Source organism: Actinacidiphila yanglinensis (assembly GCF_900107965.1).
Taxonomy (GTDB): domain Bacteria; phylum Actinomycetota; class Actinomycetes; order Streptomycetales; family Streptomycetaceae; genus Actinacidiphila; species Actinacidiphila yanglinensis.
The window spans coordinates 117,758-135,324 of sequence record NZ_FNVU01000003.1; the positions used below are offsets into that span (position 1 = coordinate 117,758).

Genomic DNA, 17,567 nt, shown 5'->3' on the forward strand with positions numbered 1-17,567 from the left:
CGTGGCTGAGGTCGTACAGGAACCCGGACCGGTGGACGTGTTGCGGGAGTGGGCCGGCGGGGGCGGCCCCCTCGCGGTGCGGGCACGGGTCGTGCTGCTCGCCACGCAGGGGCTGCGGGACGCGGAGATCGCCCGGCGGCTCGGGGTGTCCCGGCAGACCGTGGGCACCTGGCGGCACCGCTGGCAGAGCGCCGGTCTCGCCGGGCTCGAACAGCGCCCGCGCACCGGCCGGCCCGCCACCGTCGACGAGGCGGAGGTCGTCGCCCGGGCCCTGCTGGCCCCCGGCGGCTCCGGCGCGAGCCGCGCGATCGCCCGCGAACTCGGCCTGTCCCACGCCACGGTGGCCTCGATCCGCCGCCGCTGGGCGCTCGGCGGCGACGTGACCCGGGGCGCCCGGGTGCCCACCCGCCCGCCGCTGCCCGGCGCGGACGTCTGGGTGATGGGCGTCTACGTCGACGAGCGCCGCGCGGTCCTGCTCGCCGGCACCCGCCCGGACACGCCGCCGCCGGCCGCCGTGGCCACGGTGCTCGGGGAGGACGTGCTGTCCGGGCTGGCCGGGGCGATGGACGCGCTGCGCCCCGGCGGGCCGGTCGCGCCCCCGGAGGACGGTCCGGCCGCCGGCCCGGACCCGGAACTCGCGCGCTACCTGGCCGAAGCCACCGCGCACCACCCCGACATCGCGCTGCACGCCGTGACGCTGTGGGACGGCGGGCTCGTCGAAGCGGCGCCGGCCGGCCCCGTGCCGGGCGGTGTGACCGCGCACCGGCTCCCCGCCAACGCCTCCTGGCGCAGCTTCCTGCGGGCCATGGCCGCGCTGGACAGCACCAGCCACCCCGAGTCCTCGCGCCGGGTCTACCTCGACCTGGTCGCGGCGCTGGGCCGTGGCGCGGCACCCGTGCGGTGGCTGCGCGAGAACGTCGCCGGCCACCTGCGCAGCAGCGTCCCGGCCCCGCCCGTCACGGCGAACCCGTCGCACCCGTCGCACCCGTCGAATTCGGCGAACCCGGCGGCGAATCCGGCGGCGGGCACGGCGAACCCCGCCAACCCGGCGGGGACTTCGGGGACGTCCGTTCCGGCGGAGCCGATCGCCTCCAGCGGGGTGAACCAGATCGACCTGGGCTCGTTCAACGAGTGCGTGGTGATCGAGTCGGTGCGGCTGTCGGGCACCATCACCCGCGGCGAGATCGCCCACCGCACCGGCCTGACCCAGCAGTCCGTCTCCAGGATCGCCCGCTCGCTGATCGACCGCGGCATCCTCGTGGAGGACGCGCAGCGCCGGGCCACTTCGGGCAAGCCGCGTACCCCGGTGCGGCTGTGCGGCAGCGCCGCGCACGCACTCGGCCTGCACATCGACCCCGAGGTGCTGACCGCCGTGGTGATCGACCTCGACGGGGCGATCGTCTGCACCTGCACCCGGCCGGTGGGCGCGGACACCGACCCGGCCGAGTTCGTCGCGCAGGTCGTGGCGTTGGGGCGGGAGGCGCTGGAGAAGGCGCAGGGCTCGGTGCCGGAGGACGGCTTCCTGGGCATCGGCGTCGCCGTGCCGGGCCCGGTCGACATCGCCTCCGGCACGGTGCTCGGCCCGCCGCTGATGTCGGCGTGGAACGACATCCCGCTGCTGTACCTGCTCAAGGACCACTTCCCGTGCCCGGTGATCATCGAGAAGGACTCGCTGGCCGCGGCGGCGGGGGAGCGCTGGATCGGCCGCGACCGCAGGGCGCGCGACTTCGCCTACCTGTACCTGGGCACCGGCGTCGGCTCCGGCCTCTACCTCAACGGCGACCTCTACCGCGGAGTGAGCGCCAACGCCGGGGAGTTCGGCCAGCTGTGCGCGATCTCGCTCGGCCGCACCGGTCCCGACGGGCGGCCCGAGATGGTGCCCGAGTGCAACCCGCCCGCCTCCGTGCCGGAGTTCGCCGCCCGCAACGGCTTCCCCGGGTCGGGCGCGGCCGCCGGGAGCACCGCCGCGTACCGCGAGGTGGGCCGGGCCGCCGCGGCCGGCGACGCGTTCGCGGCCGCCGCGCTGCGGGAGGTCGCCGGTGCGGTCGGCCGCGGCGCGCTGGGCCTGGTCGACCTGCTCGACATCGACCTGATCGTGCTGGGCGGTCCCTTCTTCACCGAGGACACGGCGGGCTTCTACCTCGACGAGATCCACCGGGTGGTCAACGACTTCCCGACCGCGCGCCGGCTGCGGCGGGTCGAGGTCGAGCCGTCCGTGCTCAGTGCCGAGGCCGCCGCCGTGGGGGCGGCGTCCACGATCTTCCATGCCACGTTCACCCCGCGGTTGCGCACCCGTGCTCGCGCCTGACCGGGGTTTTGTCATCATCAGTCAAAACGGTGCGGCGTAGTCCTGTCAGAACTCTTGACTCAAGGTCAAACCTGACCACAAACTGCCGCCTTGGGAACGCATGGCCCGGACTTTCTTCGGACTTGCACCAAAGGCAGCCCCACGAGTCCGAGTGGGACCGGGTGTTCCGCTTGATCGCGCTTGAAGACACTCCCCGGACGACGGAGGCAGGATGGACAAGCGAAGGCGTCGGCGCGCGAGCCTGGCCGCAGTGTGCGCGATGGCGTGCGCGGTGGGACTGAGTGCCACCTACGGCGGGACCGCCGTGGCACAGGCCCCGCACGCGGCCGCGAGCACGCCGATCTACCTGGACACGCACTACTCCTTCCAGGAGCGAGCCGCCGACCTGGTGTCGAGGATGACACTCCAGGAGAAGGTGCAGCAGCTCAGCACGAACAGCGGACCTGCGATCCCGCGGCTGGGGGTGCAGCAGTACACGTACTGGAGCGAGGGGCAGCACGGCGTCAACAGCCTCGGCGCGGACCAGAACAACGGCGGGGTGCAGGGCGGCGTCCACTCCACCAGTTTCCCCACCAACTTCGCCTCGTCCATGTCCTGGGACAAGAGCCTGATGTACCAGGAGAGCACCGCGATCTCCGACGAGGCCCGCGGCTTCCTCGACAAGTCGCTCTTCGGCACCGGCCAGAACAACCTCGGCCCGTCCGCCGACGACTACGGCTCCCTGACCTACTGGGCGCCGACGGTCAACCTCGACCGGGACCCGCGCTGGGGCCGCACCGACGAGGCGTTCGGCGAGGACCCGTACTTCGTCGGGCAGATGGCCGGGCAGTTCATCGACGGCTACGAGGGCAACAACCCCGACGGCACCTCGCAGACCGGCTACCTCAAGGTGGCCGCCACCGCGAAGCACTACGCGCTGAACAACGTCGAGGACAACCGCACCGGCATCAGTTCCGACGTCAACGACACCGACCTGCGCGACTACTACACCGCGCAGTTCCGCGACCTGATCGAGGACGCGCACGTGTCGGGCCTGATGACGTCGTACAACGCGATCAACGGCACCCCCTCGACGTCGGACACCTACACCACCAACGAACTCGCCCAGCGCACCTACGGGTTCGGCGGCTACATCACCTCCGACTGCGGTGCGGTCGGCACCAACTGGCGCCAGTTCCCCGGCGGCCACGACTGGGCGCCGCCCGGCTGGACCACCGACCACGACCCGAACAACCCCACCTGGACCCAGACCGCGACCGGGAAGACCATGTCCGGCCAGGCCGGCGGCCAGGCGTACTCGCTGCGGGCCGGCACCGACCTGAACTGCACCGGCGACGAGGCCACCACCGCCAACATCGAGCAGGCCATCGAGGCCGGCGCGCTCAGCGAGGGCGTCATCGACACCGCGCTGGTGAAGGTCTTCACCATCCGTATGGAGACCGGCGAGTTCGATCCGGCCGGCAGCGTGAAGTACACCTCGATCACCAAGGACCAGATCGAGAGCCCGGCCCACCAGGCGCTGGCCACCAAGGTCGCCGACAACGCGCTGGTGCTGCTGAAGAACTCCGCGCCCGCCACCGGCACCGGCGCGCTGCTGCCGGTCGACCCGTCGACGACGAAGAAGATCGTCATCCTCGGCGACATGGCCAACACCACCTCGCTCGGCCTGTACTCGGGCGCGCCGGACCACACCACCAGCCCGGTGCAGGGCATCACCGACGAGGTGAAGGCCGCCAACCCGGACGCCGACGTGGTCTTCGACGCCGCCGGTACCTCCTCGACGGCCACCTCCGCCGCGACCCTCAGCGACCAGACCAAGGCCGACATCCAGTCCGCCGACCTGGTCGTGGTCTTCGTCGGCACCTCGCAGGCCAACGCCGACGAGGGCAAGGACCGCGCCAACCTCGACATGCCCGGCAACTACGACTCGCTGATCGACCAGACCACCGCGCTCGGCAACAAGAAGGTGGCCCTGGTCGTCCAGTCCGACGGGCCGGTGGACATCCAGTCCCGGCAGGCGGCGGACTCGGGGGTCTCCTCGATCGTCTTCAGCGGCTACAACGGCCAGTCCCAGGGCACCGCGCTCGCCGATGTCCTGTTCGGCAGGCAGAACCCGTCCGGGCACCTCAACTTCACCTGGTACAAGGACGACTCGCAGCTCCCGGACAAGTCCGACTACGGACTGACCCCCGGAGAGACCGACGGGCTCGGCCGCACCTACCAGTACTTCACCGGCACCCCGACCTACCCCTTCGGGTACGGCCTGAGCTACAGCTCCTTCTCCTACTCGCACGTCACCGCCGACCACACGCAGATCACCGCGGACGGCTCGGTGAAGATCGGCGTCGACGTCAAGAACACCGGCAAGGTCGCCGGCGCGACCGTCGCGCAGCTCTACGCGGCCACGCCGTTCACGGTCAAGGGCGTCCAGCTGCCGAAGAAGCGGCTCGCCGGCTTCGCGAAGACCGGCGTCCTCAAGCCCGGCCAGACCCAGCACCTGACGATCACCGTCAAGGCCGCGGACCTGTCGAGCTGGGACGCCGCCGCCTCCCGGCAGACCGTGTACAACGGCCCCTACCAGTTCCAGGTCTCCTCGGACTCCGCGCACCCCGCGGGCACCGCGACCGTCCGCATCAGCGGGCGGCTCACCCCGAAGGTGCAGACCGTCACCGTCCAGCCGGAGAACGTCGTCCTCAACGCGGGCGACACCTTCAGCCTCGCCGGCAAGAACCAGTGGATCAAGGACGACACCGACCACTCCAAGGAGCAGCGCGACACGTCCATCACCGCGGACAACGTCGTCGAGGCGGTCGACAACGACCAGTCGTTCGTGGACCTGAGCACCCACCGGCCCACCTACAAGAGCAGCAACCCGAAGGTCGCCACGGTCGACAGGAACGGGACCGTGCACGCGGTCGCGGACGGGGTCGCCACCCTCTCGGCGACGGTCGGCGGGGTCACCGGCTCCGCACCGATCGTGGTGCGCAACTCGCTGACGCTCGGCGCGGTGCCGATCGCGAAGGCCGGCTCCACGCTCACCGCGACCACCACGTACACCAACGGCAGCGCCGCCGCGGTCAGTGGCATCTCGGTCGGGCTGCAGGTGCCCGACGGCTGGACCGCCACCGCGACCACGCCGTCCACCTTCGACCAGGTCGGCGCCGGACAGAAGGCCGTCACCACCTGGTCGGTCGCCATCCCGACGGGCGCCGACCCGGCGTCCTTCACCCTGGACGCGACGGTCAGCACACCCGGCGGCGACCACACCGCGCAGGCGCCGGTCACCGTGCCGTACGCCTCGCTGACCGACGCCTACAACAACTCCGGCATCAGCGACGACTCCGCACCCGGCACCGGCAGCCTCGACGGCGGCGGGGCCAGCTACTCCGCCCAGGCACTCGCGGCGGCCGGCTGGACGGCGGGGCAGAGCACCACGCACGACGGGGTGTCCTTCGCCTTCCCCGCGACCGCGGGCACCGGCAAGCCGGACAACACCATCGCCGGCGGGCAGGCGGTCGAGCTGACCGGGACCGGCGGCAAGCTGGGCTTCGTCGGCACCAGCGACTTCGGCGCCTCCTCGGGCAGCGGCACCATCCTCTACACCGACGGCACCACCCAGACGTACGCGCTGGCACTGGCCGACTGGTGGGGCAGCAGTGCCTCGCAGGGCAGTGACATCGCGGCGACGACGCCCTACATCAACAACGCCGGCGGACCGCAGAACCAGACCGTGCACCTCTACGCGGCCACGGTGAACCTGCAACCCGGCAAGACCGTGCAGGCCATCACCCTGCCCAACGTGAGCCAGACGGCGACCAACAGCCAGCTGGCCATGCACCTGTTCAGCATCGCCATCGGCGGCTGATCCCGCCGGGTGGGAGCCGGCCACCACCGGTGGCCGGCTCCCACCCGCGCCCCTCCTCCCGGGCCCGCCCGGCCCCCCGCGTGCATCCGCTCCCCGGGCCGGCCCGTTCTCCCCGCATGCCCACACACCCGCGCACGCCCATGGACCCCCATGGAAGGAACCATGACCAACCAGCACGAGAAGCCCGGTTCAGCCCTGGTGCCGACCCGCCGCCAGATGCTCACCCTCGGTGCCGCGACCGCCGCCGCCCTCGGCCTGCAGCGGCTCGGCGCCGCCCAGGCGGCCGCGCCCGGCGACGGCCGGTTCGCCGCGCCCGCCACCGGCGGCGCCCAGGTGCTCCAGTCGCTCAACGGCACCTGGGACTTCCTGCCCGCCGCGGCCGGCGCCGCCTACCCGCCGCCGGACTCCGGCTGGGCCGGCATCCCGGTGCCGGCCGAATGGAACATGAACACCGGGCCGTTCGCCACCTCCTGGAACGCGTACGACCTGTTCGGGACACCCGCGGACTGGAACGACGTGGACACCGCCTGGTACCGGCGGACCGTCGCGGTGCCGGCCAAGGCGAAGGGGCAGCGGATCGTGCTGCGCTTCGAGGCGGTCAACTTCGAGGCCACCGTGTGGTTCAACGGCGTCCAGGTCGCCCACCACCTCGACGGCCTGCTGCCCTTCGAGGCCGACGTCACGGACCACGTCGCCTTCGGCGGCACCAACACCGTGCACCTGCTGGTGCGTTCGCCCGGCGCGGCCGCCCACCAGTCCGACGGGTTCCACCACCCCGCGGGCTCCTGGTGGGGCCAGGAGGCGGCCGGGATCTGGCAGGACGTGTGGCTGCTGGCCCGCAACCCGGTCTCCACCGCCGACACCGCGATCGTCACCTCCGTCACCGACGGGAAGCTCACCGCCACCACCGAACTGCGCAACGACGGCGCGGCCGACACCACCGTCCGGGTCGACCACACGGTGTGGGACGGCGCCCGCCAGGTCCTGCGGCTCAGCCGCCAGGTGACCGTCCCGGCCGGCGGCACCACCACCGTCGAGGAGAGCACGGCCTGGAGCAAGCCGCGGCTGTGGTCCCCGGCCGACCCGCACCTGTACGAGCTGCGGGTCGACGTCCGCGGCTCCGCGAACGGCCCGGTGCTCGACTCCACCACGCACCGCTTCGGCTTCCGCGAGGTCACCGTCGACGGCCCGGCGCTGCTGCTCAACGGCGAACCGCAGCTGCTGCGCGGCGACTCCTGGCACTACATGGGCTCCGTCCAGAACAGCCGTGCCTACGCCGAGATGTGGATGGGCATGGCCAAGGACGCCGGCGTCAACTACATGCGGCTGCACGCCATGCCGTACCCGCCGGTCTACTACGACGTCGCCGACGAACTCGGCATGATGATCGTCGGCGAGTCCGGCATCTACGGCTCCTCCGGCAACTACGCCATGAACGCCGACGACTTCTGGGCCAACTGCGCGACCCACCTGAAGGACCGCGTGGTCCGCGACCGCAACCACCCCTCGATCATCGCCTGGAGTGCGGAGAACGAGATGCTGGCCGCCTTCGGCCAGAGCTGGGTGCCGCAGGTCGCCGCGCTCAAGCCGCCGGTGCTCGCCGAGGACACCAGCCGCCCGGTCTACTTCGAGGGAGACGGCGACCCGCAGAGTGCGGGCGACCTGCGCAGCACCCACTACCCGCTGGAGATCACCACCGGCAACACCGCGATCCCCGAGAGCGCCCGTGCGCTGGCCCCCGGCCAGTCCCGCGGCGACGAGTGGGACCGCAAGAAGCCGTTCCTGATCAGCGAGTTCAGCTCGATGTACTACGCCAACCCGTCCGACGTCAGCGCGATCGGCGGCCCGGCGGCGTACGCCGACCTGGACGGCCTGTGGTCCGCGCACGCGCTCACCCTGCGTGCCCAGATCGAGGGCTTCCGGTACGCCGGGATCACCGCGATCTCCCCCTGGAACACGGTCTGGTACGGCATGCGCCCGCTGCCCTTCGACGGCACGTCGGTGCCGGCGGCGGACCCGAGCGGGTCCGGGCCGCGGCTGAAGCGGGTCGGGCCGTTCGCGGCCACCCTCAACCCCGGCTTCCAGCGCGGGCTGCCCGACTTCCGGCCCAACCCGATCCACGACGCGGTGGTGCGGGTCTTCCAGCCGGTCGCCGCGCTCGCGATGGACTACCGCACCCACTACTTCGGCGGCAGCACCCTGTCGAAGGACCTGATGATCTGCAACGACACCGCGGACAGCGCCAGGTTGACGGTGGCCTGGTCGCTGAGCGGACCCGGCATCCCCACCCGCAAGGGCTCGGCGAAGACCACCGTGGCCGCCACCGGCCGCGGCTCCGTGACCGCGAAACTGGCCCTGCCGAAGGTCTCGAAGGCCACTCCCGCCACCCTGCGGATCAGCGTCACCGGCGACGGGAGGTTCAGCGACGAGATCGCGCTGACCCTGTACCCGGTACCGGCCGCGAAGCTCGGCGCACCGCTCAAGGCCGCGGTGCTGGAAGGGACGTCAGGCGCCGCCACCACCGCGGCACTGACCGCGCTCGGGATCACCACGAGGACCCTGACCGGCTTCGGTGCGCTGCCCGACCCCGCCTCCGGCGAGGTGCTGGTGGTCGCCGAGGGCGCCGACCCGGCCGCGACCGGCGACGACGGCACCGCGGTCGCCGCGTTCGCCGCGGCCGGCGGCCAGGTGCTGGTGCTGGCGCAGACCGCGTTCCCGCAGATCCTGCCGTGGCCGCAGTTCACCACCGGCAGCAAGCAGACCGTCACCCACGTCGCCGCGCCGCACCACCCGGTGCTGGCCGGCATCGGCGCCGACGACCTGCGCTGGTGGCAGACCGCCGACGAGACGGTGACCTCCACCGTCCTGCTCAAGCCCCGCTTCGGCAGCCTCCTCTCGCTCGCCGACGCCGGACCCGCGCTGGCCGCGACCGCCCTCGCGGAGGCGCGGTACGGCAAGGGCCGCTACGTGATGTGCCAGTACCCGGTGGTGGCCGCGCAGTCCGCCGAGCCGGTCGCGGCGGCGCTGCTGCGCAACCTGCTGGGGTACGTGGCCCGACCGGCCGCGGCCACCGGCCGGTTCGGTGTGCTCGCCGCGGACGGCACGAGCGCGGCCGCGGTGACGCTCAAGGCCGCGGCGGCCGACCTGACCGTGCTCGGCACGGTCGACGCGGACGCGCTCGCGAACCTGGACATCCTGCTGGTGGACGCCTCGGCCGGCAACGACGCGGCGCTGGCCTCGCTCAAGGCCGCCGCCTCCGACGTGACCGCCTGGACCGCCGCCGGCGGCACCCTGTGGATCAACGGCGCCACCCCGGACACCTGGGCGTCGCTGGCTCCGTTCCTGCCGTCCGGCGCCAAGCTCACCGCCGTGGACGCCGACCACGCCCACGGCGCCGTGGCCACCGGCGACTCGGCGCTGACCACCGGGGTCAGCAACGCCGACCTGGACTGGCCGGGCGCCGGCGCCGCGCTGGTGGCGTACACCGTGCAGGCCAAGGGCGGCACCAGCGCGGTGGACACCCGGGCGGTCGCCTGGAGCCTGTTCAGCGCGGGCAACGAGCAGACCAAGTACGGGAAGGCGGCGCACAGCGCGCTCGGCTTCACCGCGGGCAGCGCGCTGCTGCGGGTGGCCACGGGGAAGGGATCGGTGATCGTCGACCAGTTGCTGTGGCCGAACAAGAGCGCGCTGCCCACCCAGGTCGGGCTGGCCGCGCTGCTGGCCGCGAACGTCGGGGCGGCCTTCGCCGCGGGCGCCGGCTCGGGCGAACTGCCCACCGACGGCTGGAAGGGGTTCACCAACCCGGCCACCGGCAATCCGGCCAATGCCTTCGACCGGAACCCCAGCACCCGGTGGAGTACCGACACGCTGCGCCAGCCGGGGATGTACTTCGGCCTCGACCTGGGCGCGTCGCACCGGATCGACAAGATCGTGTGGGACGCGTCCGCGTCGAGCGGCGACGTCCCCAGCGCCGCCGATCTGCTGGTCTCCACCGACAACTCCACCTGGACCACGGTGCTCAGCCTCGCCGACACCTCGCCGTACACCACGGGTGGCGTCATGACGCTCGGCTTCGACCCGGTGGACGCCCGGTACTTCAAGGTCGTCAACACCAAGGCGGGCGGCCTGTACATGTCGGTGCACGAGATCTACGTGTACACGGCGGCGCAGTGAGCGGCACGGGTCGGGAGCGGTGCGGCGGTGCGCGGATGAGGTGCTGATCCGTTGAGGTACTGATCCAGTGATCTGCTGAGCCGCCGCTCCATCGAGCCGGTCGGACGGGCGTGGGGGCCCGTTCGGCCGGCTTCCGGCGTTATGGCACCACCTTCCGCGAGTCATCGGAGGTATTTACGGCGATCTCGTGCGCAACGTCTTTACACGCCCCGTGGGCGGGCCTATAAAGGTGCGGACATCGGATGAATGGCGGGGCGTCAGACCGGGGAGCAACCGAACTCCCCTGCCGGCGAGGCCGGTTGCCGTCCCGTTCCGGTGCCCGCGAGCCGCACGTGCGCACCTCCGCACCTCCCGCAGGTCCCGCACCTCCCGCACGGTCCGAACCCCCGACAGCCCGCTGCCCGCACCGGCACCGGGTGAGGAGCCGTCATGAGCAGATTCAGCCGCAGAGGCTTCCTGCAGATCGCGGGCGGAGCCGCGGCCACCGGCGCACTGCCGCTGGTCGCCGCCGACCCCGCCGCCGCCGCGGCGCCCGACCGGTCCGGCGGGCACCATGAGCCCGGACCCCGGCCCGGGGACGCCGGCCCGCGCAGCGCGGTCAGCACGTCCTGGACCGAGAACTGGGAGAGCGGCTTCGTCACCGGCAACGGCAACCTCGGCGCCGTCCTCTACGGCAAGCCGGAGGCACCCGTCCTGCTGGTCAACCACAGCAAGCTCTACACCTCGCAGTACTCCCCGCAGCAGCGCACCATCGCCGAGACCGCCGCCTTCGTGCCGCAGATCCGGCAGTTGATCGCCGACCAGGGCTACGCGGCCATGCTCGACTGGTCGTTCGAGCAGTCCAAGGAGCACGGCCTCGCCCCCGACGAGGCGATCGACTACCACCCGGGCCTCTTCCTCACCTGCGCGATCACCGGCGCCGACCAGGCCGCGGACCACCGGCGCACCGAGAACTTCGAGAACGGCGAGATCACCACCACCTGGCAGGGCAGCGCCGGCGCCTTCACCACGAAGGCGTTCGCCTCGCGGGCGGACAACGTTGTCGTGTTCCTGATCTCGGGTCCCGGCAAGGGCGCCCTCGACGCGACCCTCAGCCTCGGCCCGGTCGGCACCGACCTGATCACGGCCGGCCCCGCCCAGGGCGCCGACTGGATCGGCTTCCACAACCTTTACGCTCCCGGCAACGGAGGCTACGACGGCGTCGTGCGGATCGCCACCACCGGCGGCACCGCCACCACCGCCGCCGGACCCGACGGCGCGGGCACCATCACGGTCACGGGCGCCGACCAGGCCCTCGTACTGGTCAGGATCGACCGCTGGCGGCCGCCGCAGACCGGGGGAGTGGCCGCGCTCGCCGCCGCGGTGGCGAAACTGCCCACCGACTACGCCAAGCTGCTGCGCCCGCACGCGGCCGTGCACGGCGAGCTGTTCAGCCGGGTCAGCGTCGACTTCGGCGGCGGCGCCGACCGCGCGCTGACCACCGACGTCCTGCTCGCCCGGGCCGCCCGCGACCGGGTGATGCCGCCCGCTCTGCTGGAGAAGGTCTACGACGCGAGCCGCTACGTCATCCTCTCCGCCAGCGGCGACCTGCCGCCCAACCTCCAGGGTGTGTGGAACGGGAGTTGGGCGCCGCCCTGGCACAGCGACTACAGCGCGGACGCCAACCTCCAGCTCGCCGTCGACTCGCTGGTCAGCGGCGCGATGCCCGAACTCATGGCGGGCTTTTTCTCCCTCGTCGAGTCCGGGGTGCCCTCCTGGCGCGAGGGCGCCACCAAGCTGGCCGGCTGCCGAGGCATCCTCTACCCGGCCCGCATGCAGGACCAGGGGACCTACTTCCAGCAGAACCACGACTGGCAGTGGTTCAACCAGGTCTCCATCGCCGGCTGGCTCGGCCACTACTTCTACGACTACTACCGCTACACCGGCGACCTCGACTTCCTGCGCGAGCGGGCCCTCCCGTATCTCAAGGACTGCGCGCTGTTCTACGAGGACTGGTGGACCTCCGACGCCGACGGCACGCTGCGCTCCACCCCGTCCTTCTCCTACGAGTGCGCCTTCGCCGACAACGCCACCATCGACTTCGCCGTCGCCAAGGAGGTGCTCACCAACCTGATCGAGGGCTGCCGGCTGCTCGGCGTCGAGCACGAGGGCGTGGCCCGCTGGACCGCGCTGCTGGCCCGCTTCCCCGCCTACATGGTCAACACCGCGCAGACCACCGGCGGCACCCCGCCGCCGAACTGGCTGATGGACGGGGGCGTCCCGGCGGTCGCGGACGGCACCCTGAAGGAGTTCATCGGCGCGAACATGCTGGAGTTCCCGCCGCACCGCCACCTGTCCTCGCTCTACCCGCTGTTCGTCAGCAACGAGTTGAGCCCCGAGGCCACGCCGGACCTGTGGACCGCGGCGGGCAAGCAGTACGACAAGAAGATCCGCAGCGTCACCGAGTCCGAGTCCCACTACCGGATGCAGGCCTCGCTGTGCGCCGCCCGGCTCGGCCGCGGCGACGACATCTGGAACTTCCTCACGCTGATGGCCGCCAACAACGTCTTCCACACCAGCCTGGTCCCCTCGCACTACGACGACCTGAACGTCTTCAACGTCGATGCCAGCGGCGGCATCCCCGCGGTCCTGCACAACGCCCTGGTGTTCTCCGCCCCGGGCCGGCTCGACCTGCTGCCCGCGCTGCCCGGCGCGCTGCCGGCCGGCGCGATCCACGGCATCCTCGCCCGCGGCCGGATCACGGTGACCTCGCTGGCCTGGGACTACCCGGCCGGCACGGTCCACGCCCGGCTCGACTCGGCGGTCCGGCAGTCCGTGGAACTGTCGGTGCCGCCCGGGCTGGCGGACGTGACGCTCACCCTCGACGGCCGCGCCCGGCCGATCGGCCCGCTCGGCACCGCCGGACGCCGCGGCCTGCGGGTCACGCTGCCCAAGGGTGCCAGCGACATCGGGATCACCTTCACCCCCGTCACGCCGCCGACCCCCTCGCACCTCCTTTCCTTCGGCGCCGCGGCCACCGCGTCCTCCACCCGCACCACCGACGGGGACGTCGGCCCGGAGAAGACCGTCGACAGCGACAGCACCACCCGCTGGACCAGCGACTACGCCGACGACCAGTGGCTGCAGCTCGACCTGGGCGCCGTCCACGACCTCACCGAGGTCAAGCTGAACTGGGAGACGGCCACCGCGAAGGACTTCGCGGTCGACGTCTCCGCCGACGGACACACCTGGACCACGATCGCCAACGTCACCGGCAACTCCGCCGCCGGCTGGATGGACTTCCCCGGCCTCGCCGTCTCCGGCCGCTACGTCCGCCTCGACCTGACCACCCGCGCCACCTCGTACGGCTTCTCGCTGTGGGACGTCGAGGTCTACGGGAGCTGAGCCCGCCGCGCCGCGTCCGCACGCCATCCGCACCGCCCGCCCACCTCTCCCAGGAGGAGCCCGTGCGCGACCCCGAACTCCCCGAGGAATCCCCCGAAGCCTCCGACCAGCAACCGCGGCCGCCCCGGACGACGGCCGGGCTGTCCCGGCGGCGGTTCCTCGCCGCCAACTCCACCGTGCTCGCCGCCTTCGGGGCCGGCGTGCTGCTGCCCGCCGGGGTCGCCGCGGCGGCCGGACCTGCCGGCGGCACGCGCGGCGCCGGGGCCGGCGAGGACCTCGCGCTCCACCGGCCGGTCGCCGTGTCCTCCACCGCCTACGCCGCCACCATCGCGCCCTTCGCGGTCGACGGCCTCGACGGTACGGGGGTGCGCGGCAGCGGCTGGCGGGCGGCGGTGGGCGACCCGCAGTGGATCACGGTCGACCTCCAGTCGGTGTGCACCCTCACCGGTGTCGGCCTCGTCTTCGAAGCCGAGGCGGGCGACACCCCGTACCTGCCGCCGGCCGGCGCGCACTCGCGGGAGGGTTCCACCGGCACCGAGATCCAGTCCAGTTGCGCGGTGGCCTTCACCCTGGAGGTGTCGAAGGACCACGCGAACTGGCAGACCGTGCACGAGGAGAGCGACGGCGCGGGCGGCGCGGTGCACATCACCCTGGATCCGGCCGTCGCCGGCCGCTGGATCCGGATGACCGCGACCGAGCGCTCCAGTGCCGCGCCGCTCGGCCTCAACGGGCTGCGGGTGTACGGCACCGCGGGCGCCGGCCGGCCCGCCGCCGAGGGCTGGACGGACTGGCGGATGCCCGCGGGCGATCCGCCGGATCTGGCCGTCGCCGCCGACGGCAGCGTGCCGATCGAGTCCGGATGGGCCCTGACCGCCGACGACTTCGCGCCCTCGGCCGACGGCGCGGTGCTCTCCGGCGCGGGGGTGGACGTCTCCCGCTGGCTGCCCGCGACCGTTCCGGGCACCGTGCTCGCCGCGCTGGTCGAGCAGGGCAAGCTGCCCGATCCGGTGGTCGGGCGGCAGAACCTCGAGGTGCCCGAGGCACTCTCCCGGCACTCCTGGTGGTACCGCCGGTCGTTCCGCGTCCCGCCCGGGCTGGAGCGGGGCCCGGGCCGCCGGGTCCGGCTGGAGTTCGACGGGGTCAACCACCACGCCGAGTTCTGGCTCAACGGCATCCGGCTGGGCGAGGCCACCCATCCCTACGCCCGCGCCGCGTTCGACATCACCGGCGCGCTGCGTCCGGGCAGCGCCGAGAACGTCCTCGCGGTGCGGGTGGACCCGATGCCCTACCCGGGCAGCCCGGCCGACAAGGGCCCGAGCGGCGACTCCTGGCTCGACGCGGGCAGCGGGACCATGAACCGCAACGCGCCCACGTACATGTCCGTGTCCGGCTGGGACTGGATGCCGCCCGTGCGCGACCGCGCGACCGGCATCTGGAACCACGTGCGGCTGCGTGCCACCGGCGCCGCGCTCGTCGCCGATCCCCGGATCTCCACCACGCTGCCCGACCTGCCGGACCTCGGCACCGCCGAGGTGACCGTCGTCGTGCCGGTCACCAACACCGCGGACAGCGACCAGCGCGTCACCGTCACGGCCGCGTTCGACGGCATCACGGTCCGCAAGGACGTCACCGTGCCGGCCGGGAAGACCTCGGATGTCTCGCTGGCTTCGGGGGAGTTCCCCGCGCTGCGGATCACCGACCCGAAGTTGTGGTGGCCCAACGGGTACGGCGACCCCGCCCTGCACGACCTCACCCTCACCGCGGCGGCCGGCGGCGCCACCAGCGACCGCAGGACGTTCCGCTTCGGCATGCGGCAGTTCGACTACGCCTTCAGCATGCCCATCGCGTTCGTGAACGGGCACGGCACCCAGACGGTCGACTTCGCCACCCGGTCGGCACGGTACGTGAGAGTGCTCGCCGCCCACCGCGCCACCCAGTACGGCGTGTCGATGTGGACGCTGTCGGTGTACGCCGCCGGCGACCACGACACCGACCTCGCCCGCGGCAGGACGGCCACGGCGTCCTCCACCGACGGCAGCGCGGGCCCGCCCGGCAACGTCACCGACGGCGACTCCGGCACCCGCTGGTCGTCCGCCTACCAGGACGGCCAGTGGATCCAGGTGGACCTCGGCGACACCGTGGACACCGACCGGGTCACCATCGAGTGGGAGACCGCCTACGCCACCGACTTCACCGTCCAGGTCTCCGCCGACGGACAGCAGTGGACCGACGCGGCCTCGGTCTCCCAGCCGCCCGTGCGCCCGCTGGAGATCTCCGTCAACGGCACCCGCGTCTTCTGCCGTGGCGGCAACTGGGGCTTCGACGAGCTGCTGCGCCGCGTGCTGGGCACCCGCACCGCGGACACCGTTGCCCTGCACCGCGACCAGAACTTCACGATGATCCGCAACTGGGTCGGGTGCAGCAACCGCGAGGAGTTCTTCGCTGCCTGCGACGAGAACGGCCTGCTGGTCTGGAACGACTTCTGGGACGGCTGGTCGATGGACCCGCCGGACCACGCCACCTACCTCGCACTCGCCCGCGACACGCTGCGCGCCTACCGGCACCACCCGAGCGTCGCCGTGTGGTGCGGTGCCAACGAGGGCGCGCCGCCGTCCGCCATCGACGACGGGGTGCGGCAGGCCGTCGCCGACGAAGCGCCCGACACCCTCTACCTCGGCAGTTCCGCCGACGGCGTGGTCAAGGGCCACGGCCCCTACGGCTGGACCGACCCGGGCAGTTACTTCGGCACCGGGAACTTCGGCTTCCACACCGAGATCGGCATGCCGGTGCTGCCGGTCGCCGAGACCATGCGCAACCTCGCCGGGGACGAGGCGCCCTGGCCGATCGGCGACGTCTGGGGCGCCCACGACTGGGCCCGCAACGGCGCCCAGTCGCCGCAGAGCTACCAGGCCGCCATCGAGGACCGGTTGGGCACCTCCGCCGACCTGGACACCTTCACCACCAAGGCGCAGCTGGTCAACTACGAGAACGCGCGCGCCATGTTCGAGGCGTGGACCTCCGCGCTGTGGGACAACGCCTCCGGCCTGCTGCTGTGGATGTCGCACCCCGCCTGGTACAGCACGGTGTGGCAGACCTACGACTACGACCTGGACGTCAACGGCTTCTACCACGGCGCCCGCAAGGCGTGCGAGCCGCTGCACGTCCAACTGAGGCCCGCCGACGGGCAGATCACGGCGGTCAACCACACCACGGCGGCGCTCGTGGGGGCGACGGCGACCGCGACCACGTACGACCTGCTCGGCAACCGCCTGGCCGACCCGGTCACGGCGACGGTCGACGTGGCGCCCTCGGCCACGGCGGCCGGCCCGACCGCCGCCTTCACCGCCGACCTGCCGGCGCTGCACCTGCTGCGCCTGGAGCTGACCGCCGCCGACGGCACGAAGCTGTCCGAGAACACCTACTGGCGCTACCGGCAGACCTCCGACCTTCGCGGGCTCAACGCGCTGGCGCAGACCCGGGTGACGGTCGGTTCGGTGCGCGCGGCCGGACCGGCCGGACCGGGCGGGCACGCCGGGCGGGGGCACGGGACGTCCGCGGAAGGCGGCGCCCTGACCGCGGTGGTGCGCAACACCGGTGCCACCACGGCGGTGATGGTGCGGATCTCGCTGCGGGACCGCACGACCGACGCGCGGGTGCTGCCCGCGTACGTGAGCGACAACTACCTGTGGCTGCTGCCGGGGGAGGAGCGGACCGTCACCGCGCGCTGGCCGCACGCCACGCGCGGCGGGGCCCGTCCGCGGATCGTGGCCGAGGGCTACAACGTGCGCCGCACGGTTGCCGGGTGAGCCGGGTGAGCCGGGTGAGCCGGGTGAGCCG

The 17,567-nt window shown here is 72.7% G+C and carries 5 protein-coding genes; all 5 read left to right on the forward strand.

The annotated features are described in order from the left end of the window. Position 1: 1 nt before the first annotated feature. The 5 genes from C4U44_RS07540 (at position 2) to C4U44_RS07560 (ending at position 17,536) form a co-directional block, all read left to right on the forward strand. On the forward strand, positions 2-2,308 hold the full coding sequence (locus C4U44_RS07540) for an ROK family protein (RefSeq protein WP_103884873.1): 2,307 nt from the start codon (positions 2-4) through the stop codon (positions 2,306-2,308). A 211-nt stretch (positions 2,309-2,519) separates the two neighbouring features. Continuing rightward, positions 2,520-6,173, forward strand: coding sequence for a glycoside hydrolase family 3 C-terminal domain-containing protein (locus tag C4U44_RS07545; RefSeq protein WP_103884874.1), 3,654 nt, complete (start codon positions 2,520-2,522; stop codon positions 6,171-6,173). Between the two features lie 162 nt (positions 6,174-6,335). Further along, positions 6,336-10,346 carry a sugar-binding domain-containing protein gene (locus C4U44_RS07550; RefSeq protein ID WP_160144998.1) on the forward strand — a complete coding sequence of 1,337 codons (4,011 nt, stop codon included), beginning with the start codon at positions 6,336-6,338 and terminating at the stop codon, positions 10,344-10,346. 429 nt (positions 10,347-10,775) lie between these two features. After that, positions 10,776-13,730, forward strand: coding sequence for a glycosyl hydrolase family 95 catalytic domain-containing protein (locus tag C4U44_RS07555; RefSeq protein ID WP_103884876.1), 2,955 nt, complete (start codon positions 10,776-10,778; stop codon positions 13,728-13,730). Between the two features lie 62 nt (positions 13,731-13,792). Beyond that, complete coding sequence (locus tag C4U44_RS07560) at positions 13,793-17,536, forward strand: discoidin domain-containing protein (RefSeq protein WP_235031901.1); 3,744 nt, start codon at positions 13,793-13,795, stop codon at positions 17,534-17,536. The last annotated feature ends 31 nt before the right edge of the window (positions 17,537-17,567 follow it).